Raw genomic sequence first — 20,205 nt, 5'->3', positions numbered from 1 at the left:
AAAGTCATTATCCACAAAGTGCAGTAACAGGTAATGATAATGCTATTATTATCGCCTTGGAATTAAGCAATGATGATGTTGATAAAACGCACCTATTGACACTCTTAAGCGACAACTATTCATTACCGCGTGACAAATTTATCATCAACATAGTTAATGCCATACCATTACTCTCTAATGGAAAATATGACTTTAGGGCGATCATAAATCATGCTTATAAAAAACCTACGGTTGGGTTTTTTCAGCGTACTCTATGCTCTATTTCAAGTATTTTAGAATTAGATGAGAAAGAGTGGGAGAGTATTAGCCACCTATTTATTGATGCGTTAGATTTAGCTGAGTTATCCCCCGATGAAAATTTCCACAGTTTAAATGCCGATTCATTGTCTTTTGTTTATTTATCGGTAGAACTAGAACACTGCTTAAGAAGCGAGTTGCCCAAGCATTGGCAGCAATGCAGTGTTGCAGAATTAGACCAAATTTATGCGAGCGTACGGTTTAATGGATAGACTGTTTAGGTGACATAAATAGAAAGTTTACGGTTACATAAATAGATATTCATCCCCCTTTTATTTATCATTATTGTTACCACAAGGTTAATTCAAGGTTTAACGCTCGTTAAATGCACCCCTATGGGGTTATATATGATCCCATTGATTTAGATCAATTTTTTAGTTTTACACTGCGCTAGTATCCGAGTGATTGATCTAATCAAGGAGGCTATGTTGGTTAACACGTTTAAAACCCTACTTAAATTTATGTTGGGAAGTATCAGGGATCTTGCTCCCATCATTCTTGTGATTTTATTCTTTCAGTTAGTGGTTATTCAGCAACCGCTACCGAATGTCGGCCAACTTCTTATTGGCGTACTGTTTGTATTATTAGGACTCACCTTCTTTATTCATGGCCTTGAACAAGGCTTATTTCCTATTGGCGAATCTATGGCTCATGCGTTTGCGCGTAAGGGCAGTGTTGGTTGGCTGTTAACTTTTGCATTTTGTCTTGGTTTTGGTACCACTGTGGCGGAACCGGCATTGATTGCTGTTGCTGCAGAGGCAGCGAGGGTTGCAGCCAGTGGTGATCTTATCGGCACGACACAAGCGGCAATTGATGAATATGCCCAAGGCTTAAGAATGAGTGTGGCATTGAGTGTTGGGATTGCGATTGCAATTGGTGTACTACGTATTATCAAAGGTTGGCCACTGCAGTGGTTCATTATTGGTGGTTATATATTGGTGGTGATCATGACCATGTTTGCACCCGCTGAGATTATTGGTATTGCTTATGATTCGGGCGGTGTCACGACATCAACGATCACCGTGCCACTTGTCACCGCGTTAGGGGTGGGACTTGCATCTTCTATTAAAGGTCGAAACCCGATGATTGATGGTTTTGGTCTTATCGCGTTAGCATCGCTTAACCCAATTATCTTTGTAATGGCTTATGGAATGGTGATGCTATGACCTTTGTCGATATGTTAAATCAAATTGGCGCGACAATCGTGACGACGTTTCACGATGTATTGCCGATTGCCGCGATTTTATTTGGTTTCCAGTTTGCTGTGATTCGTAAACCGTTACCTAATTTAGGCCGAGTATTAATGGGTTTCTTGTGGGTGTTGCTTGGCTTATCACTGTTTTTGATTGGTTTAGAGTGGGCATTATTTCCGCTTGGGCGCTTAATGGCACAACAACTTACCGACCCGGCTTTTCTTGCGAGTGTCAACAACGTCGAAGCCGTCACTGGCAGCGTACGTGAGCTGGTTTGGACCGATTATTACTGGGTATATCTATTTGCATTCTTAATCGGTTTTGCTACTACGATTGCTGAACCATCATTGATTGCGGTTGCGATCAAAGCGAATGAAGTTTCCGGTGGTGCCATTGGTGTTTGGGGCTTACGTTTATCTGTTGCACTGGGTGTGGCGATTGGTATCTCGCTCGGTTGCTATCGTATTGTTGTCGGCGACCCTATTCATTGGTACATCATGACGGGTTATCTGGTTGTGGTTTTACAAACACTGGTCGCACCAAAACTGATTATCCCATTGGCTTATGATTCAGGTGGCGTAACGACGTCGACGGTAACCGTTCCGTTAGTTGCAGCACTCGGACTCGGATTGGCAGAAACAGTGCCGGGGCGTAACCCGATAATCGATGGTTTTGGTCTGATTGCGTTTGCGAGTCTGTTTCCGATCATGTCGGTCATGGCTTATGCACAAATATCGCAGTGGATCAGTGCTCGTGACAAGAATGTCGCTTCAAACTAATTAGTGAATGTTCACGAGTCATTACAGTTTCTATTACAAGAACCGTCTCTATTTCAAGAAAAAGTACAGTTAAAATTATGAATTGTTGGAGAATAAAATGCATTTTAAATTAATCGTCGCCTTTGTAGATGCTGGTATTACAGACGGTATCATGGATGCTGCGCGCAGTGCGGGTGCTACTGGTGCCACTATTATTAATAATGCGAGAGGTGAAGGCCTTAAGCAATCGAAAACCTTTTTTGGTTTAACCCTGGAAACGCAGCGTGATGTTTTATTATTTATTGTTGAAGAACATTTAAGCCGACATATTTTAGAAGAAATCAATAAAGTCGGTCAGTTTGATGAAAAGCCGGGATCAGGTATTGCGGTTCAAATTGACGTGGAAGATGCGGTCGGTGTGAATCACCAAATTAGTCAATTAACGAAAACTGTGGAGAATGAACTGTGACCAAAAATCTAATTAAAGCCAGTGCGGTTATGACGAAAAATTATATTTGTATGGACGGTATGCAGACCATTCGTGAAGCGATTGATGCCATGAAAAAAAGTGATTCGAAAGTGATCATTGTGAATAAGCGTGACCAACATGATGCTTACGGTATTTTGGTATTATCAGACATCGCTAAGCAAGTATTAGCCAAAGATCGTTCACCTGACCGTGTTAACATCTATGAAGTTATGGCAAAACCAATCGTATCTGTGCCACCCGAAATGGATATTCGTTATTGTGCACGTTTATTTGAGCGTTTTGGTTTGTTCTATGCTCCGGTGATCGAAAATGAAGATATTCTAGGTTTGATTGGCTATAGCGAGCTGGTTTTACACGAGTTAGATAAATAGATAAGCTATTTTCATATTGTGACAGATACAAAAATGGCGATTATGTTCTATTGTAATAATAGTGACATAGTCGCCATTTTGTTATCTTAAAACCGTTCTATATTATACCGATACTATTCTATCTGTACTTATTCTACGACTCTTAAGAGGTCAGTACTAGGATGATCAACGCAGGGCATACAACACGTACATACCAAGGCCAGATCTTCCAGAATAAACTATCTTCAAGTTCCGGATTACCTTGTTTGATCTCTGTAAGAAGTTGGTCACGACGCCATACCCAACCCACTAATAATGCAAAGATAAGTGCAAGAATTGGTTGTGCATAAACCGTCGTTGCAGTGATCACCAAGCCGAATAAATCAGCGAAGTTGAAGATGATCACGGCTGATACTAGTGTAATAATACCGCCAATCCACCACACCACTGTGCTACGGTCTTTATTCAATTCTTCCGTTGCACAAGATACAGGTACTTCTAACATCGAGATTGATGATGTTAGTGCTGCAATAAGCATTAACACAAAGAATAGGATGCTGATAACAATACCCATGGTGCCCATGGTATCAAACATCGCGGGTAGTACCGTGAACACTAACGTATCTGAACTCAGTAGTGCACCAGCAGCGTCGTAAATCTCAACACCGTTTTTCTGTGCCACGAACATCGCGGGTAAAATCAGTAGACCAGCACCAAATGCGACACCAGTATCAAGTAAGGCTACTTGTGCGGCAGTTTTAGGAATGTTGGTATCTTTGCTTAAATATGAACCGTATACCATCATTGCACATACGCCTAATGATAGTGAGAAGAATGCTTGACCCATCGCACTGATCACTAAGTCTGAACTTAGATGGGAAAAGTCTGGTACTAAGTACATCTTAAGCCCTTCACTGGCACCGTCTAAGGTCAAGATATATGCCGTCATCAAACCAAACAAGATGAACAGAACTGGCATTAAACGTGAAGACCAGCGTTCGATACCGTCAGTAACGCCACTTTTTACAACGCGAACAGTCATTACCATGAAGATAACCATCATCACTAAGTTACGTTCAGTACCAAAGGCATTAACCCATTCTGCAGCAGCATCAAGACCGATAAGTGCAAACAATGGTGACAGTAATGAACCTAATAACCAGCCGGCGACAATTGCGTAAAAGCTTAAGATCATTGATACCGCGATCATGCCTGCAATACCTAGCCCCGTAGCGGCCATTTTTTGTTTAGGCCAAACCGATTGAATTGACTTGATTGGATTTGCTTGACCGTAACGACCAATGGTTAGCTCTGCTACTAATAATGGATACGCGAGAATAAACACCATTAACAAGTAAACAAGTAAAAAGACTGCGCCGCCATTACTGGCTGCTTGAGTTGGAAAGCCCCATATATTACCGACACCGACAGCAGAACCTGCTGCTGCCATGAGGAAGCCGAATCGAGATGAAAATTGTGCTCTTGAACCTGTTGCCATTATTTATTCCAACGTATTTCTGGTCGAGTTAGTGAGTGATTTTGTTTAGTCTATGGAAGCCTTACAACTGCTGTAAACTTACCTGTACACCTAGTTAAAATTAGATTTCAATTAGGTTGGTGACAAGTAGAACAGTTTTATCGTATTATTAAAAGCCCGGAGGGCATATGTTTCGATTAATACTGCGTTGGTAGTGTATAATTTGAACTATCTGGTGGTGTGTAGCTTACTTGCTCACTTTAAGTCCATCACTCCAACACATAAAACTACACTCTGGTATTTAATTTCCTCTATATCCTGCTTTGTTTTACCTCGCAGTTGCCTTTTGGCATTAGTCATCGACCATGTTTATTACTCACGCTCGCGGCTCTGTTGTTAACTCATGTTCTAGATGCTCACAACAGAATGCTTTGTTGCTCACGGTAACGTGTTTGGTAATGGGCACTGTTGAGTATCGTGTCTATAGTTATCCTTAGAGTAACCTCCTTTATACCCAATGACTTAAAATGTAATTAACTGTGCGTCTTCAGGGTATCCGCAACCCAAGGTTGGAGAACCGTTCATGGCAAGCTTCATAGAATCGACAGATCTATTTGACATGGCTGAACAATATCCATTCAGCGATGTGCACTTCTGGCGAGATCCAGAAACGCAATTACAAGCCATTATCGCTATTCATAGTACCAAGTTAGGCCCTGCTATTGGTGGCTGCCGAATGATTAACTACCCTTCAGTTCACGATGCGGTTAAAGACGCTTGCTGTTTAGCGGCTGGCATGAGTTATAAAACGGCAATTAACAGGCTACCTTTTGGTGGTGGCAAAGCGGTTATCTTAAAACCTAAAAATTTAACGGATCGTAAGGCGCTGTTTACCTCGTTTGGGCGGTTTGTTGAAAGTTTAGGTGGTCGTTACATTACTGCCATGGACAGCGGTACGACGATTGCTGATATGGACGTAATCGCCAGTCAAACAAACCATGTTATGTGCACGACAACGGCAGGGTTAGCGTCGGGTGACCCGTCTCCACATACAGCGAAAGGCGTTTATTATGGGATAAAAGCGGCGGTTAAATTTAAGTTGCAGCAGGAGTCACTTGCCGGGCTTCATGTGGCAATTCAAGGTGTAGGTAATGTAGGTTATGCATTGGCGAAGTTACTGCACAATGACGGAGCCAAGTTAACGATTGCCGACCCAAATCAGCAAGCAACACAGCGACTGGTTGATGAATTTGGCGCTGATATTGTCACTGGTGATGACCTTTATGCTGTTCATTGTGATGTCTTTTCGCCGTGTGCATTAGGCCAAATTATTAATGCCAATACGATTGCCCAATTCAACACTTCCATCATTGCTGGTTCTGCGAATAACCAATTACAACATCCGAATATGACGGATGCGTTGGCTGCCAGAGACATACTATATGCGCCTGACTATGTCATTAATTCCGGGGGGGTTTTACAGATCTCCTATCTTAATAAACCGGATGTGGTGCAACATAAATTGGCGGCCTTGTATGACACGCTATTGGCTATATTTATCCAAGCAGAACAGCAGAACAGTTCGACAGTTGATGTCGCTAATAGCTTAGCTGAAAAGATATTGACGGGACCATTTTCCGGAGCTGATTATGAATAAAAATACCGTTAAGGTCGAAAGTACATTCCGCGTTGGTTATACCCAATACCTTGATGAAAAAGGCAGACTATCTGAATCATTGGAGCATTTATCTATTGCTGGCGTGAGTAGAGAATTGCTTGTTGAGTTTTATCGATGGATGTTATTTACCCGCACTTTTGATTGTAAAGCCATTGCGTTACAACGTACCGGTCGTCTTGGTACTTATGCCTCTTGCCTAGGTCAAGAAGCGGTAGGGGCGGCGATAGGTAAAGCGATGCGCGCAGAAGATGTTTTTATTCAAGCTTACCGAGAAACAGCTGCGGTACTTATTCGTGGGGTAACACCCGAAGAGATCTTAATGTACTGGGGTGGGGATGAACGGGGTATGGACTTTAAGGGGCCGCGAGAAGACATGCCTTGTACCATCCCTATAGCTAGCCAGTGTTGCCATGCTGTTGGTATCAGTTATGCCATGAAGTTACGTAAAGAGCCACGTGTTGCGGTTGTTGTTTGCGGCGATGGCGCGACATCCAAGGGTGATTTTTATGAATCAGTCAATGCCGCAGGGGTATGGCAGCTACCACTGGTATTTATTATTAATAACAACCAATGGGCTATTTCTTTGCCGCGCGATGAGCAATCGAGTTGTGAAACGTTAGCGCAAAAAGCCATTGCTGGCGGGATTAGCTGCGAACAAGTAGATGGCAATGATGTGATTGCTTGTTATATCAAAATTAAAGCGGCTATCGACAGAGCCAGAGAAGGGCAAGGACCGCATTTAATTGAAACTATTTCTTATCGTTTATCCGATCATACCACTGCCGATGATGCTTCTCGTTATCGCTCTGAGGATAACGTCGGGGAAGCTTGGCAGAAAGAACCCATGACTCGACTGCGAACTTTACTCATGGATGAATTGATCATTGATAACGCCGCGATAGAGCTGCTAGAAAAAGAGTGCAGTGAGGAAATTGATGCAGCGGTAACGCGCTATCTTGCTATTCCACCTGCGTCGCCAACCACCATGTTTGAATATCTGTATGAAACCTTGCCCGATCATTATTTAGACCAGTTAGAGCAAGTTCGAAACGCGGTCTCAAAGGAAGGTGAAAAATGAAGGACATGACACTCATTGATGCAGTTAATAATGCCTTGTTTGATGCAATGGCAGAAGATAAAAATGTCGTATTACTGGGTGAGGACATTGGTGCTAATGGTGGTGTTTTCCGTGCGACAGAAGGATTACAGGCAGAGTTTGGTCGTGAACGCGTTATTGATACCCCATTAGCCGAATCACTCATTAGTGGTATGGCAATTGGTCTTGCAGCGCAGGGGATGAAACCCGTCGTCGAAATTCAATTTATGGGGTTCATCTATGCTGCATTCGATCAATTTTTATGTCATGCCGGACGAATGCGTAATCGTACGCGTGGCCGTTTAACCTGTCCTATGGTTTTACGTGCGCCGTATGGTGGTGGTATTCATGCCCCTGAACATCACAGTGAAAGTACCGAAGCTATTTTTGCGCATCTTCCCGGTATTCGTGTGGTTATTCCATCTTCTCCTGGACGGGCTTACGGTTTGTTACTGGCTGCTATTCGAGACCCTGATCCTGTGGTGTTTTTAGAACCAAAGCGTATTTACCGGTTACAAACTGAATCTGTTGATAATAACGGTCAAGCATTACCGTTAGATGTGTGTTTTACCCTGCGAGAAGGTGCTGACGTGACCTTAATTAGCTGGGGAGCAATGTTATATGAAACCTTGCAAGCAGCAGATCAGTTGGCGGAACGTAACATATCGGCGGAAGTTATCGATCTTGCCTCTATTAAACCCATCGATAAAACCACGATATTGAGCTCGATAGCAAAAACGGGTCGCTGCGTGATCGTCTCTGAAGCGGCTAGAAGTGGTGGGGTAGCCTCAGAAATAGCAGCCATTATTGCTGAAGAAGGATTGATGACGTTGTTGGCACCGGTAATACGCGTGAGCGGTTATGACACCATCATGCCATTAGCTAAAATGGAAAAATATTATATGCCAAGCGTTGCGCAAATTATTACCGCCGTTAACAAAGTCATGGAGTTCTGATGCATATTTTTAAATTACCAGATTTAGGGGAAGGCTTGCCCGAAGCTGAAATTGTTGAATGGTTTATTAAACCTGGTGATGTCGTGGCGGCAGACCAGTTAATGGTGTCGATGGAAACGGCAAAAGCAATTGTAGAGATCCCGTGTCCTGAAAACGCTATTGTGGTGAAACTGTATGGCGAAAGCGGTGACATTATTCATACCGGTGATCCACTTGTTGAGTTCGTAGAAGAGGGCGACGCAATATCTAGCGAAAATGGTGCGGCTACAACGAATGGTGCGACAACACGCGAACCAGTAAAAGCTTCGACATCTGTTGTCGGAGAGTTGCATACATCCGAAACTAAGTTAAAAGAAACGCCGCAATCGGTATCGGGCAACAGTATTGGCGTAAAAGCAACACCAGCAGTGCGGGCATTAGCACATCGATACAATATTGATTTAAGCATTGTCACCCCTTCTGGTCCACACAGTACTATTACCGCTGCTGACGTAGAGCGTGTGGTTAAAATATTTGCCGATGTGGGTGAACTCGTACCACTGAAAGGTGTTCGCCGCAGTATGGCCAAAGCGATGGCTCAAGCGCATGCCGAAGTTGTTCCTGTGACGCTCCATGATGATGCTGATATTACAGCGTGGTTTGCTCTGGGTGATATCACAGTACGCTTAATCAGAGCAATGGCACTCGCGTGTGAAGCAGAACCAACATTGAATGCTTGGTATGACAGTCATGCAATTGGTCGTCGTATCATTGAACCCATGCATTTAGGTTTAGCGGTAGATACCCAAGATGGCTTATTTGTGCCTGTGATCCGCGATGCGCAAAGTTACAGTGCACGCACGATGCGCGACAAAATTAATACCATAAAAGAATTAGTCTCACAGCGAAAAATAGCGGCGGACGATTTACGCGGTAATACCATCACCCTGTCTAACTTTGGTAGCATGGTGGGTAAATACGCTAATCCAATCGTCATGCCCCCTACGGTTGCAATCCTTGGTACCGGTCGATTATTTCAGCAACTTGCCTACACTAATTTAAACAAGACCGCGTCGGATGATGTTAAAAGAACAATTGTCGAACTCACCTTGTTACCCTTGTCATTAACCTTTGATCATCGGTCTATCACAGGTGGCGAAGCCGCTCGATTCTTAGCTGTGTTAATGGCAGACCTAGCGCTGGACAGTTAATACAAGTACCCCGTGATTGAGATCTTTTATAACAATGTTTTACAACAATATTTTATAACAAGTATGGAGTGAAGAGTGATGAAAACGACTTCAACCAAGTATCCCTTGCGAATATTAACAGCGACCTGTCTGTTTGATGGTCATGACGCTGCAATTAATATTGTACGGCGGTTATTACAAGCGCGGGGAGTTGAAGTCATCCACTTAGGTATTAATCGTTCAGTTCATGATGTGGTGACGGCTGCATTGCAAGAAGACGTTGATGCGATTGCGATGAGCTCTTATCAGGGCGGGCATAATGCTTATTTTGGTTATTTATTATCTAGTCTCGCTGATGTTGGCGCTAAACCTGCTGTGTTTGTTGGAGGTGGTGCAACCATCACATCAGATGAAGCTAGAACGCTGGAAGAACAAGGGATTTCCCGTGTATATACCAGTGCCGATGTGTTGAGTTTAGATGAGATGATCAGTGATTTACTCGGGCGTCTAATTGCGATTAAGCCAAAAGGTAACGCGAAGTTTAAGGTTAAAAAACCGGGAGTAACCCCTGTAACTGATTTGTATTTTGGACAATTAATCACGGCGATTGAGCAAAACCGATTAGCTAATAACGGCACTAGTACAAGAGCCAGTAAAGATAAAGTGTCATCGGTATTGTCTTCTGCCGCGCCAGCCAAAAAATCCTTGGTGATGGGTATCACAGGGACGGGAGGCGCGGGTAAAAGTACATTTATTGATGAATTATTACGGGCGTTATTACAGCTTTATCCGGATATCAAGGTTGCGTATTTAGCCGTCGATCCCAGTGGGCAAAAAACTGGCGGCGCCTTGCTAGGTGATCGTATTCGTATTAATACCTTGCCGCACGACCGATTATTCATGCGCTCTATTGCCACACGACAGGCCAATGTGTCAGTCAGTCAAGCATTACAAACCTGTGTGCCGATGTTAATTAACCACGGCTTTGACCTGGTATTAATTGAAACTGCGGGTATCGGTCAAAGTGATAGTGCCATTGTTGATATGGTTGATTTCAGCCTTTATTTAATGACCAAGGATTATGGTGCCAGTAGCCAATTAGAAAAAATAGAGATGTTACAATATGCCGATGCTGTGGTGCTCAATAAAGCGGATCAACAAGGTAGTGAAGATGCCTTTAATGATGTGCAGCAGCAATGGCGTTTTAACCAGCACGAAAATCATGCGGCGAGAGATGAACTTCCCATCTTTGCTATGGTAGCGAGCCATTATAACGATCATGGTTTTGGTCGTTTTATTGCATTTTTGATGACCAAGTTACCTTTTACGGCACAGGCCGATGTAAAAAATGCTTACCAACAAACATTAACGACATACCCTCGTTATGATTGGACCCTAACGACGAGTCAGTTGCAGTTACAAAACGCGGACTATTTAACCGCTATTTATAATCATTATGTCGACATAACAGCGCAGAATAGCCAGCAAATAGAGCAGGTTAGAGCACTACATACTTGCTATCAGATGTTAAGCGACTTAGGTGATCCCTGTTTACCAGCTAAACTTGCTCGTTACCCTCAAGCGGATGTCGATAATGAATCCGATACGCATAGTTTCTTAGTCACCGATGCATCACTGAAAGTGTTATTAACCCCGTTAAGATCACGCTATAACAAGCTTTTGGCTCAGATTTCTGTCCCACTTAGGCATGCCTTACTTGCTTGGTTTAGAGACGATGACGAATTAGCACTTAAACGAATTGAAGAGGGCGTCGATACCATTGCTTGCCATCAATCATATGGTGAGCATCGCGATCATTTTGTCAGTTTAAGTGGTACCGTGATCCCCCACGTGGCAAAACCAAACGAGGGGCATTGGGATAACATTACTGCTTTTTTACTGAATGAAAATCTCCCTGGGCAGTATCCTTATACCGCGGGCGTTTTTCCAACCAGACACAATGATGAAGACCCGACACGGATGTTTGCCGGAGAAGGTTTGCCAGAAGACACCAATAAACGCTTTCATTATTTAATTAAAGGCCAAAAGTCGATTCGATTGTCTACGGCATTTGACCCTAATACCTTGTATGGGCACGATCCTGCTATCAGTCCTGATGTATTTGCTTGCATTGGTATGTCAGGCGTATCGATCGCCACATTGGATAATATGAAAGTGTTGTATTCCGGCATTGACCTGTGTGATTCAGGCTCGTCGGTTTCGATGACGATTAATGGACCTGCACCAATCCTCATGGCGTGGTTTTTACATACCGCTATTGACCAGCAAGTTGAGTTGTATTTAACGCAAGCGAATCTATGGCGAAAAGCCAACAAACTCATTAACGTGTATTTGTCATCTAGTGGTTGTAGTAGTCATAGTCATAATAGAGGGAGTAGCGCTAACGAACGGCCAGTTTATCGTGGCGATTTACCGCAAGGCCATGATGGTTTAGGGCTTAAGTTACTCGGTATCTCTGGGCAGATGCTAATGATTGATTTACTGGGGTTAGAGGATGAATACACTGCGTTGAAAACCGCGACTTACAACAAGGTCAGAGGGACGTTACAGGCTGATATTTTAAAAGAAGAAATTGCACAGAATGAGTGTATCTTCTCATTAGACTTTGCCCTTAAATTAATGGCCGACATGCAAGGCTATTTTAGTACCCATGGGATAGCGAAATTTTACCCTGTTTCAGTGAGTGGTTATCACATTGGGGAGGCAGGGGCGAATCCGATCACTCAATTAGCCTTTACACTCGCTAATGGTTTTACCTTATTAGAATATTATTTGGCGCAGGGTCTGGATATAAACGATGTGGCACCACGGCTGAGTTTCTTTTTTAGCAATGGGATGGACCCCGAGTATGCCGTGATTGGGCGGGTTGCTCGACGAATCTGGGCGCGAACATTAAAGTCGGTATATAACGCTAATGAACGTAGCCAAAAATTAAAATATCACATCCAAACATCAGGACGTAGCCTGCAATCACAAGAGATTGATTTAAACGATATTAGAACCAGTTTACAGGCCTTCTATGCGCTTTGTGATAACTGTAACAGTCTGCATACCAATGCGTATGATGAAACCATTACTACGCCAACGGAAAACTCGGTCTATCGTGCACTCTCGATTCAATCCATTCTTAATCGTGAGTTTGGACTGAATAAAAATCAAAACCCGTTGCAAGGGAGTTATGTGATTGGGCTATTGACTGACCTGGTTGAAGAAGCCGTATATGGCGAGTTTAATCGTTTAGCCCGTCGTGGCGGGGTACTTGGTGCAATTGAAACCGGTTATCAACGTACGCAGATCCAGCAGCAAAGCATGTATTACGAGAAATTAAAAGGCAGCGCAAAACTCGATATGGTAGGGGTTAATTGTATGTCTAGGGATGAGGGGGTCCATGATTCGATACCATCGAGCAATAAACAATTGGTACGCTGCAGTGATAATAAAAAGCAGCAACAGATAGACGGTGTTTTACAATTTAAGCAGCAACATAAACAGCAGGGTGAGTTGTCATTGGCAGCAATGAAAGTGGCATTATTATCTAATCATGCGGGTGAAAGTAATAGTTTTGCTGCGCTCATGTCTGCAGCGCCATTTGCAAGTCTATCCGAACTGACGGATGTGTTGTATGTAGTCGGTGGTAAATATCGTCGCAATATGTAGGTTACTGTTGATTAATTAAACTTAGCGTGGGTATATATTGTCTAGTTAATTTGATTGATTATGTGATCGGTTTCAAATGAAAGCTTGCGTAATGGTTTATTTATGTTACATTGGTCACATCTTCTGAACAAGAAGATAGAAAAATGCTCAAAGGATGAGTCCGTTAAACCGCCTCCAAGGAACCGAGATCAACCGAGCCACGTGGTTCAATTTTTGATTAATGATTTAGAAGGTGACCCCTATGAAAAATTCAGTACCTGCAACTCCTGTTTTTGGTGATTTATATAATTCAAAATTCACTTACCCAAGACATTTAGGTTACTAATTTCTAGGAATTCAGAATTTGATGCCATCTATTTATAGATGGCATTTTAGTTTCTGGCATATAGAAAATAGTCACAATTCACAATTCACAATTCACAATTCACAATTCACAGCCTAAAGCCCAGAAGCAGTGGTTGCTATAAATACTCAGAGATATTGACGTTATCAATTTGTTCCGGTTTTAGGTATTTGTGTGCATATTTAAGATAAATCCCAGAGCTTAAAAACAGTTTAAATAGATCGCTATCTATATGCCTATCTTTACTCATAAAACTTAATATTTTAATACTTTGGCTCAGCGACTTAGCTGTTTTATAAGGCCTATCACTCGCAGTCAGCGCTTCAAATACATCTGCAATAGCTAATATACGTGCTTCAAGGGATATGTCTTCTTCCTGAAGACCACGTGGATAACCTCGACCACTTAGTTGTTCGTGATGACCACCTGCAATCTCGGGGACACGGCTTAGATGTGGCGGTAATGGCAGTTGTTCCAACATGGTAATCGTTTGGATCACATGATGATTAATGATGTAACGTTCTTCTGTGTTGATTGTGCCACGTTGGATCATCAGGTTATGTAGTTCACCAAGATTGTTGCGGTGCAGCGGGCGTTTCATGTTAAAGCGTAAATGTGCCTCTAATTCTAATGAGTTATCAATGTGCGAGACCATGTGTTCGGCGCGATCTGATAACACGGGTTCCATTATCGGCAGTGTGATGGGGCTTGTTCTGTCTTTTTGTGCAAGCTCAGCAGGTGAAAGTCCGAGTTCATCATCAAGAAAGCGCAACCAAGTTTGTTGCGATATCGCTTCTATACGGGCCTTCATATCATCATCAATAAAATTTTCGCCCAGGTTACAGTTAGCAATCAATGCAAAGTCATCTTCGATTTGGTGTATGTTGTCAACCAGTATTTGGTTGGTTTTCTTCGCACATTCACCCTGTGCAATAGCGGTCAGTGCTTGAATCTGCGCATCTCGAATAAGTACTTCAAATCGCATTCTGACCTCATTAATACGATTATAAATGGTCTCTAGCTTGGTCGCTTTATCAATCACGTATTCAGGTGTTGTTACCTTGCCACAGTCATGTAACCAAGCCGCGATATTAAGTTGTTCCCAGCCCTTAGCATCAAGACTAAAGTGACTAAATTGGCTCTGTTTAGACCGACTGGCTGCGTCGGCTAGCATGCTGGCAAGTTCAGGCACGCGTTGACAGTGGGCGCCGGTATAGGGTGATTTTGTATCAATCGCGCCTGCGATCAGTTTAATAAATGAGTTTAGTAATTCTTTCTGTTTAGCGATCAAATTTTGGCTTTCAAAAGACAGTGAGACAAAGTCTGATAATGTTTTTGCCACGCCCATGACATGCGTTAGTTCGTCTCCGCCAAGACATTCACTGTAACTAAAACCAAGCAGACCAAGAATATTACCACTGCGATCAACTAACGGGATAGTCAACGTATAAACATTGCTATTTTCGGGATGAATTCCCGCTTTTACTAACGCCGTTTTTAGCATTGGATGAATTAGGTTAAATTGAATATCTTTTACATTGACATTGTTTCTTAATTTTTCATATGGCCATTGTGTCGAGAGGTGAGGGCACTGTGTTACATCCGCATTTATGTTGTCATCTTGAGTATGTAAAATAAAAGGTTCTAATATGCTGTCGTCTTTTTCAGATTTTAAATATACAAAAGCACTGTCAGCTTCAAGCATCAAACTGGCTTTAGAGCAGGTTTTTTCTAATAAACTATGAATATCTTGTTCGTTAGAGAGCATCGTCAGCAAACGTAAAAAATCATCTAATGTTTTACGCATTTTTGTTGTTGATAGCTGTAAGTCAGAAATTTCTTTCACGCGAGATACCGTTATAGTTGCGGTTTCAGATACATCTAACGCTGTTACTTGTTTAATTTGTTCTGATATATTACGCAATGGTCGAGTTAAGACTCGGGCGAATAACCAACTTAATGGAATAAATAAAACCCCGATTGAAACCAACATCAGCATAGTATCGTGCAGCATCTTTTTGGATGGACCTAAAATGCTATTTTTGGGCACCGCAATGAGAAGACGTGCATTGTTATTCTGTAAAACACTGATGTTGTGGGTTTGTGAAAGCCATTCTTCACCTTTGAAATTAAAAGTGAAAAGCTTATTTTTATTGAGGTTAGCACTGATGATTTTCTTGAACTCTGCTTTTTGTAATAAGTTGCCCATATCGTTATTATTCGATGCGTCACTGAAATTTGAAAAAAGGCTATCGTTCTTGTGATAAACGACGAACTGACCTTTGTCACCAAATAATACCCGTATTGCATCATTACTCAGATCGGATGTTTTTAAGCTATTCACTATGGTACTAATATTAAGGTCAGTGGCGATAACAACATCGGAAAATTGGTGTTTTTGTACCAGTGTTAATGCGTCCTCATTGGTTCTTAAATCTTTATATATAGGTGTTGGCACTAAGTTAGGACTCTGCATACCAATTTTGTACCAAGTGCGTTCAAAGACATTCAACGAATCATTTTTAGTTACTGTTGTATCAATGACGTCAAAATTTTTGCTGAGGTAAACACGGGTAAGTTGGTTGGAATATGCTTGTTTGTATTCTAGTGTTTCAATGACAAAGTTGGCGTTTTCAGGTGCGTCATAATAATATTTTTTGGTTTTAGAACCTAGTTTATGTGCGCCCAGCAGATCACCATTCGGAAAGCCCATATAAATAGAGTTGGTTAAGGTATCGTTAGCAAGATAGCGAGCAAGGTCAATGGCTTTGATTAAGCTGATATCTGAGGCTTTATCATTATCCCAATCAGAACTGGTACTAAGGTAACCAAAAAGTTGCGTGATGGGTCTGTATTTATAACTAACTGAAGTGTAAATATCGTCGACATAGCGTTGAAACTGTTGTGATGTTGCATCATGAGCCATCTGAGACATACGATTGTAGCTGACGGAAATTAAAACACTGATAGTGATAAATAAAAACGTTGAGAATGCGATAGCAGTATAATTTGTCAGTGATAATTTAATCTTGTGCAAAGCCAGCTCCAGTGAGTCTTAATACTTATATTCTACCAATAACAGGGTAGCATAAAATTGTGACGATTTAGAATAGAGTGTTAACTCTAAATTAACATTTATTGTGCTCGCTGATGTTTTATTTCAGTCAATCTCTGATATAGCATCTTGAAGTAGTTTGGGTATACTATGAAATCTAAAAATGGGTAAAGATCAGGAATTGATCGTTTAGTCTTCAAACAGAGGAGTGTTGTTTTGACTCAGTTTCGTCCTTGTATTGATTTACACCAGGGTAAAGTAAAGCAAATTGTTGGCGGTAGTTTGAATGACCAAGGTGCCGCGACTAATTTTATTAGCCAATATGATGCTGCATATTATGCCAATATTTATCGTCAACATGATTTACGCGGTGGTCATGTTATTGCTTTAGGCCCAAATAACGAAGCCGAAGTATTAAAAGCTTTACAAGCGTGGCCACATGGTTTGCAGTTTGGTGGTGGTGTAAATTTAACCAATGCAGATAAGTATATAAAAGCAGGTGCATCTCATGTCATTGTGACGTCATATTTGTTTGATGGTAATGAATTTAGTTGGGATAAGTTAGCGCAATTGAAAGCAGAAGTCGGTAAAGAACATTTAATTTTGGATCTGAGTTGCAGGAAAACAGCGCAAGGTTGGAACATAGCGACAAATCGCTGGCAAACAGTAACAAGTACTGTGATTAATGCTGAGACATTACAACAACTGTCTGAACATTGTGCCGAATTTCTGATTCATGCTGCTGATGTAGAAGGTTTACAAAATGGTATTGATGAAGAACTTGTTAGCTTATTGGGTCAACATACCAAAATTCCTGTCACTTATGCTGGTGGTGCTCGTAGTATCGAGGATTTGGCTTTAGTAGAGCGCTTATCTAATGGTAACGTTGATTTAACGATTGGCAGTGCGCTGGATATATTTGGTGGCTCCGGTATAACTTTACAGCAATGCATTGATTGGAATCAGGAACACTAATACTCATTAATATAGCGGGCACTATCCACTTTGTGCAGGTAATGCCCGCTATCTATTTATTTTTAAAAGTAATAATAAAATTATATGAGCTTAAATCTGTGATGAAAATCAAGATTAAATATTATTATCCATTTCTATTATAAAAACATCTTTAAAATACTAGGTTGTTCCACTAAAATGTCAGCTCTGTTTTGTTTTGTGGTTTATTATGAGTGGTATTAAAGTTTCAATAGATCGTATCCAAGTGGGGAATTACGTAAAATTACCCTTGGGCTGGTGTGATCATCCTTTCATGTTCAATAATTTCAAAATTGACTCTCAAGCACAACTTTTGCTTATCCGTAAACTTGGTGTTTCACATGTTACTGTCTATCCACAACGAAGTGACAATGGCTTGTTGCCACCTCAAAAGCCGGGTACTGAATCAAAAGAACCTGCTGCGAATCTCGATCTCGATCTTGAAAAAATTAGACGTGAATTATGGGAGACTAAACAGCAAGGCATTGAAAAATTAAAAAGTCATCGTCGACGCATTACCAAAACTGAAAAAAACTTTAAATCGGCGATGATTCAAGTCCGTTCTGTGATGAGCAAACTATCTAGTCGACCATTAAATGCCATTGACGAGGCCGAACAACTTATTGGTAATATGGTTGATTCGTTGTTAAAAGAAGAACACATTGTTTTGCACTTGATGAGTGAAACCAAAGAAAATGAAAATATTTACTATCACTCATTGAATGTATCTGTACTCGCTATGTTGCTGGCTAGAATGAAGAATTTAGATGCGAGTGTAATCAAAAGCATCGGTATGGGCGCGCTGTTTCATGATATGGGTAAGTTGAAAATACCGCCGCAAATATTACGAAAAACGACTGCGCTTACCAATGCAGAGCAGAATTTTCTAAATTTACACCCTAAATATGGGCTGGATATCGTTAATCTAGTTGATACTTTTCCGGAGTCGGCAAAAGCTATTATTGCTCAACACCATGAATTATTAGATGGCAGCGGTTACCCTAAAGGTTTAGCGGGTGCTGACATCGACTCATTTGCTCAACTTGTCAGTGTTGTTAATACATACGATACACTTTGTCATCCAATGGATATAAGCAAAGCAAGAGTCCCTTCTAATGCGTTATCTTGGCTATATAAGAATAGTGCGAATAAGTACAACCAAAGTGATTTGAAATTATTAGTGAAAGTTTTGGGGGTTTATCCTCCGGGTAGTGTTATTCGATTATCGAATGATCAAATCGGGATGGTACTGTCAGTGAATACGAATAGGTTGTTATACCCTAACATTCTTATTTATGATGCAGAAGTACCTCGTGCAGAAGCGCCTATTATTGATCTTGAACAACTTGAATTAACAATTACGGGTGTCATAAAGCCCGATAAGTTACCGCAACATATTTATGAATATCTTAATCCGAGAAGTCGAATTAGCTATTATTTTGAAAGTACAAAGAACAATAATTAATTATGAGATATACAATTAGACTGTTTACTCTATAATTGGTACTTACTTAATATCAAAGGTTTATTATTTTGAATACATTACAGCGTGGTTTTACTCTTATCGAGTTGGTTATTGTGATCATTGTACTCGGTGTATTATCCGCTACAGCATTACCGCGTTTTTTGAATTTAGCGGATGATGCTGATATTGCTGTTGTCGAAGGTACTGGTGGTGCTTTGCAAAGTGCGGTTAATTTAGCGCACAGTAAATGGGTGATCATGGGTTCGAGCACAGACTTAAATTTAAATAATGATGTTCAACTATATGGTTCCGGGTCTGAAGGGTTGATCGACTTTAATTCCGCTGGCTGGCCAGCACAGAGTTTTGTTGGTACTGATAAAATAATTACAACCGATAACAGGGACGATTGTATTTCTCTCTGGAATACGGTTCTGAATACAGGTGGTAATAAAATTGATAAAGCAACCGGTTACAATGATGATTTTACAGTTGTTTATGGCTACTTTAATGACCCAGCTGAACCTGATGGGGTTTGCTTGTACAAAAGAACAAGTAATTTAGATTTGTATATTCGTTATGATAGTAATAACGGTAGCGTGACGACACATTTTAAAGAAAAGTAACGATTCCCTGCGACAGGGTATCGTTATTCTGGCACTTTTTAACTGATTATTCTGACTGATTTAAACGCCAATCATATTCAAAATCGATATCTCCAGGGTTTTGTTGAAATGACTGTAGAGCCTGCTTTAGTTGAGGCTTTGCATAACGCTTTAAATGTTCAATTAATGCTTGATCATTATCACCAAAATCCTCTGCATACCATTTATAGATACTCGATACTTCCAAGTCATCGCCTTTAACTGTAACGCCGCGGGGATGATTTATATAGGCATAAGCACCCGCGGTTAATAGCTGTTCCATGTTATTAGCGGTAAATGCAGTTGCAGCCAAATTCGGGCAACCATAACTAGCGCAGTTCACTGCATAATGGATACGTGGGTCTAGCCAAATAGGGCGCAGTATTTCATGTTCAATGTCGTTTAAGCTAAGGGTTTTTCCGTTAACGACCGCCGCATCATCATCCCAAGGACCAAATGAAAAAAGCGTTCACCGAGTTTAGTTATCGATTTGACGGGATAGTTATCGAGTATCAACTGTACTGTCAGCGCGTTGTATAAGTTAATCCAGTAGGCTTGTTGTTGTG

General features: G+C 41.3%; 17 protein-coding genes. 13 read left to right on the top strand and 4 right to left on the bottom strand.

The genetic code is table 11. The features are described from left to right. From PE36_RS21730 to PE36_RS21710, 5 genes are all read left to right on the top strand, one after another. The coding region (locus PE36_RS21730) for a phosphopantetheine-binding protein (RefSeq protein WP_006034266.1) at positions 1 to 509 on the top strand (509 nt) is incomplete at its 5' end. 213 nt (positions 510 to 722) lie between these two features. Then, on the top strand, positions 723 to 1,463 hold the full coding sequence (locus PE36_RS21725) for a DUF1538 domain-containing protein (protein WP_006034265.1): 741 nt from the start codon (positions 723 to 725) through the stop codon (positions 1,461 to 1,463). Next, entirely contained in the window at positions 1,460 to 2,269 is an 810-nt protein-coding gene (locus tag PE36_RS21720; protein WP_006034264.1) for a DUF1538 domain-containing protein, read from the top strand. Before PE36_RS21725 ends, PE36_RS21720 begins: the two co-directional genes overlap by 4 nt. Before the next feature lie 97 nt (positions 2,270 to 2,366). Beyond that, positions 2,367 to 2,717, top strand: a complete 351-nt coding sequence (locus tag PE36_RS21715; protein WP_006034263.1) for a P-II family nitrogen regulator — start codon at positions 2,367 to 2,369, stop codon at positions 2,715 to 2,717. Then, entirely contained in the window at positions 2,714 to 3,109 is a 396-nt protein-coding gene (locus PE36_RS21710) for a CBS domain-containing protein (RefSeq protein ID WP_006034262.1), read from the top strand. The genes PE36_RS21715 and PE36_RS21710 overlap by 4 nt, the downstream gene beginning before the upstream one ends. Before the next feature lie 142 nt (positions 3,110 to 3,251). Here the strand turns inward: PE36_RS21710 and PE36_RS21705 are convergent, their stop codons facing one another. After that, positions 3,252 to 4,586 (bottom strand): sodium-dependent transporter, encoded by a 1,335-nt coding sequence (locus PE36_RS21705; protein WP_043994963.1) that lies wholly within the window; start codon positions 4,584 to 4,586, stop codon positions 3,252 to 3,254. 562 nt (positions 4,587 to 5,148) lie between these two features. Between PE36_RS21705 and PE36_RS21700 the strand changes: the two genes are divergently transcribed. The 5 genes from PE36_RS21700 to PE36_RS21680 all read left to right on the top strand — a co-directional run bounded on the left by PE36_RS21700 (position 5,149) and on the right by PE36_RS21680 (position 13,142). Further along, positions 5,149 to 6,222 carry a Glu/Leu/Phe/Val dehydrogenase dimerization domain-containing protein gene (locus PE36_RS21700; RefSeq protein ID WP_006034259.1) on the top strand — a complete coding sequence of 358 codons (1,074 nt, stop codon included), beginning with the start codon at positions 5,149 to 5,151 and terminating at the stop codon, positions 6,220 to 6,222. After that, a complete protein-coding gene (gene pdhA / locus PE36_RS21695) occupies positions 6,215 to 7,321 on the top strand; it encodes a pyruvate dehydrogenase (acetyl-transferring) E1 component subunit alpha (protein ID WP_006034258.1) in 1,107 nt (368 codons plus the stop codon). The genes PE36_RS21700 and pdhA overlap by 8 nt, the downstream gene beginning before the upstream one ends. Further along, positions 7,318 to 8,295: an alpha-ketoacid dehydrogenase subunit beta gene (locus PE36_RS21690; RefSeq protein ID WP_006034257.1), complete on the top strand. Its 978-nt coding sequence runs from the start codon at positions 7,318 to 7,320 to the stop codon at positions 8,293 to 8,295. The genes pdhA and PE36_RS21690 overlap by 4 nt, the downstream gene beginning before the upstream one ends. Beyond that, the gene (locus PE36_RS21685; RefSeq protein WP_006034256.1) at positions 8,295 to 9,485 is read left to right on the top strand and encodes a dihydrolipoamide acetyltransferase family protein; all 1,191 of its coding nucleotides are present in this window, start codon (positions 8,295 to 8,297) and stop codon (positions 9,483 to 9,485) included. Before PE36_RS21690 ends, PE36_RS21685 begins: the two co-directional genes overlap by 1 nt. A 78-nt stretch (positions 9,486 to 9,563) precedes the next feature. After that, positions 9,564 to 13,142 (top strand): methylmalonyl-CoA mutase family protein, encoded by a 3,579-nt coding sequence (locus PE36_RS21680; protein ID WP_006034255.1) that lies wholly within the window; start codon positions 9,564 to 9,566, stop codon positions 13,140 to 13,142. Positions 13,143 to 13,603: 461 nt separating this feature from the next. Here the strand turns inward: PE36_RS21680 and PE36_RS21675 are convergent, their stop codons facing one another. Next, the gene (locus PE36_RS21675) at positions 13,604 to 16,522 is read right to left on the bottom strand and encodes an HD domain-containing phosphohydrolase (protein ID WP_006034254.1); all 2,919 of its coding nucleotides are present in this window, start codon (positions 16,520 to 16,522) and stop codon (positions 13,604 to 13,606) included. 234 nt (positions 16,523 to 16,756) lie between these two features. On the opposite strand from PE36_RS21675, the gene hisA reads away from it, so the two are divergent. From hisA to PE36_RS21660, 3 genes are all read left to right on the top strand, one after another. Further along, complete coding sequence (gene hisA, locus PE36_RS21670) at positions 16,757 to 17,515, top strand: phosphoribosylformimino-5-aminoimidazole carboxamide ribotide isomerase (RefSeq protein ID WP_006034253.1); 759 nt, start codon at positions 16,757 to 16,759, stop codon at positions 17,513 to 17,515. Positions 17,516 to 17,723: 208 nt separating this feature from the next. Further along, positions 17,724 to 18,998: an HD-GYP domain-containing protein gene (locus PE36_RS21665; RefSeq protein ID WP_006034252.1), complete on the top strand. Its 1,275-nt coding sequence runs from the start codon at positions 17,724 to 17,726 to the stop codon at positions 18,996 to 18,998. A 68-nt stretch (positions 18,999 to 19,066) separates the two neighbouring features. Beyond that, positions 19,067 to 19,621, top strand: a complete 555-nt coding sequence (locus PE36_RS21660) for a type II secretion system protein (protein ID WP_006034251.1) — start codon at positions 19,067 to 19,069, stop codon at positions 19,619 to 19,621. Positions 19,622 to 19,667: 46 nt separating this feature from the next. Here the strand turns inward: PE36_RS21660 and PE36_RS21655 are convergent, their stop codons facing one another. Beyond that, positions 19,668 to 20,024, bottom strand: coding sequence for a DUF547 domain-containing protein (locus PE36_RS21655; protein ID WP_369751268.1), 357 nt, complete (start codon positions 20,022 to 20,024; stop codon positions 19,668 to 19,670). Positions 20,025 to 20,041: 17 nt separating this feature from the next. Continuing rightward, a complete protein-coding gene (locus PE36_RS24890) occupies positions 20,042 to 20,167 on the bottom strand; it encodes a hypothetical protein (protein WP_255348868.1) in 126 nt (41 codons plus the stop codon). Positions 20,168 to 20,205 lie beyond the last annotated feature (38 nt).

It is taken from the genome of Moritella sp. PE36, assembly GCF_000170855.1.
Lineage (GTDB): Bacteria > Pseudomonadota > Gammaproteobacteria > Enterobacterales > Moritellaceae > Moritella.
The sequence above is the reverse complement of the archived record's forward strand: the minus strand, read 5'-3'. Positions and strand labels throughout refer to the sequence as shown.

What these genes read in the sequence shown, in the direction of transcription:
- PE36_RS21690 (WP_006034257.1), top strand. Translation starts at nt 7,318, where the DNA reads ATGAAGGACATGACACTCATTGATGCAGTTAATAATGCCTTGTTTGAT.
- PE36_RS21705 (WP_043994963.1), bottom strand. Translation starts at nt 4,586, where the DNA reads ATGGCAACAGGTTCAAGAGCACAATTTTCATCTCGATTCGGCTTCCTC.
- PE36_RS21665 (WP_006034252.1), top strand. Translation starts at nt 17,724, where the DNA reads ATGAGTGGTATTAAAGTTTCAATAGATCGTATCCAAGTGGGGAATTAC.
- pdhA (WP_006034258.1), top strand. Translation starts at nt 6,215, where the DNA reads ATGAATAAAAATACCGTTAAGGTCGAAAGTACATTCCGCGTTGGTTAT.
- PE36_RS21720 (WP_006034264.1), top strand. Translation starts at nt 1,460, where the DNA reads ATGACCTTTGTCGATATGTTAAATCAAATTGGCGCGACAATCGTGACG.
- PE36_RS21680 (WP_006034255.1), top strand. Translation starts at nt 9,564, where the DNA reads ATGAAAACGACTTCAACCAAGTATCCCTTGCGAATATTAACAGCGACC.
- PE36_RS21715 (WP_006034263.1), top strand. Translation starts at nt 2,367, where the DNA reads ATGCATTTTAAATTAATCGTCGCCTTTGTAGATGCTGGTATTACAGAC.
- PE36_RS21725 (WP_006034265.1), top strand. Translation starts at nt 723, where the DNA reads ATGTTGGTTAACACGTTTAAAACCCTACTTAAATTTATGTTGGGAAGT.
- PE36_RS21685 (WP_006034256.1), top strand. Translation starts at nt 8,295, where the DNA reads ATGCATATTTTTAAATTACCAGATTTAGGGGAAGGCTTGCCCGAAGCT.
- PE36_RS21700 (WP_006034259.1), top strand. Translation starts at nt 5,149, where the DNA reads ATGGCAAGCTTCATAGAATCGACAGATCTATTTGACATGGCTGAACAA.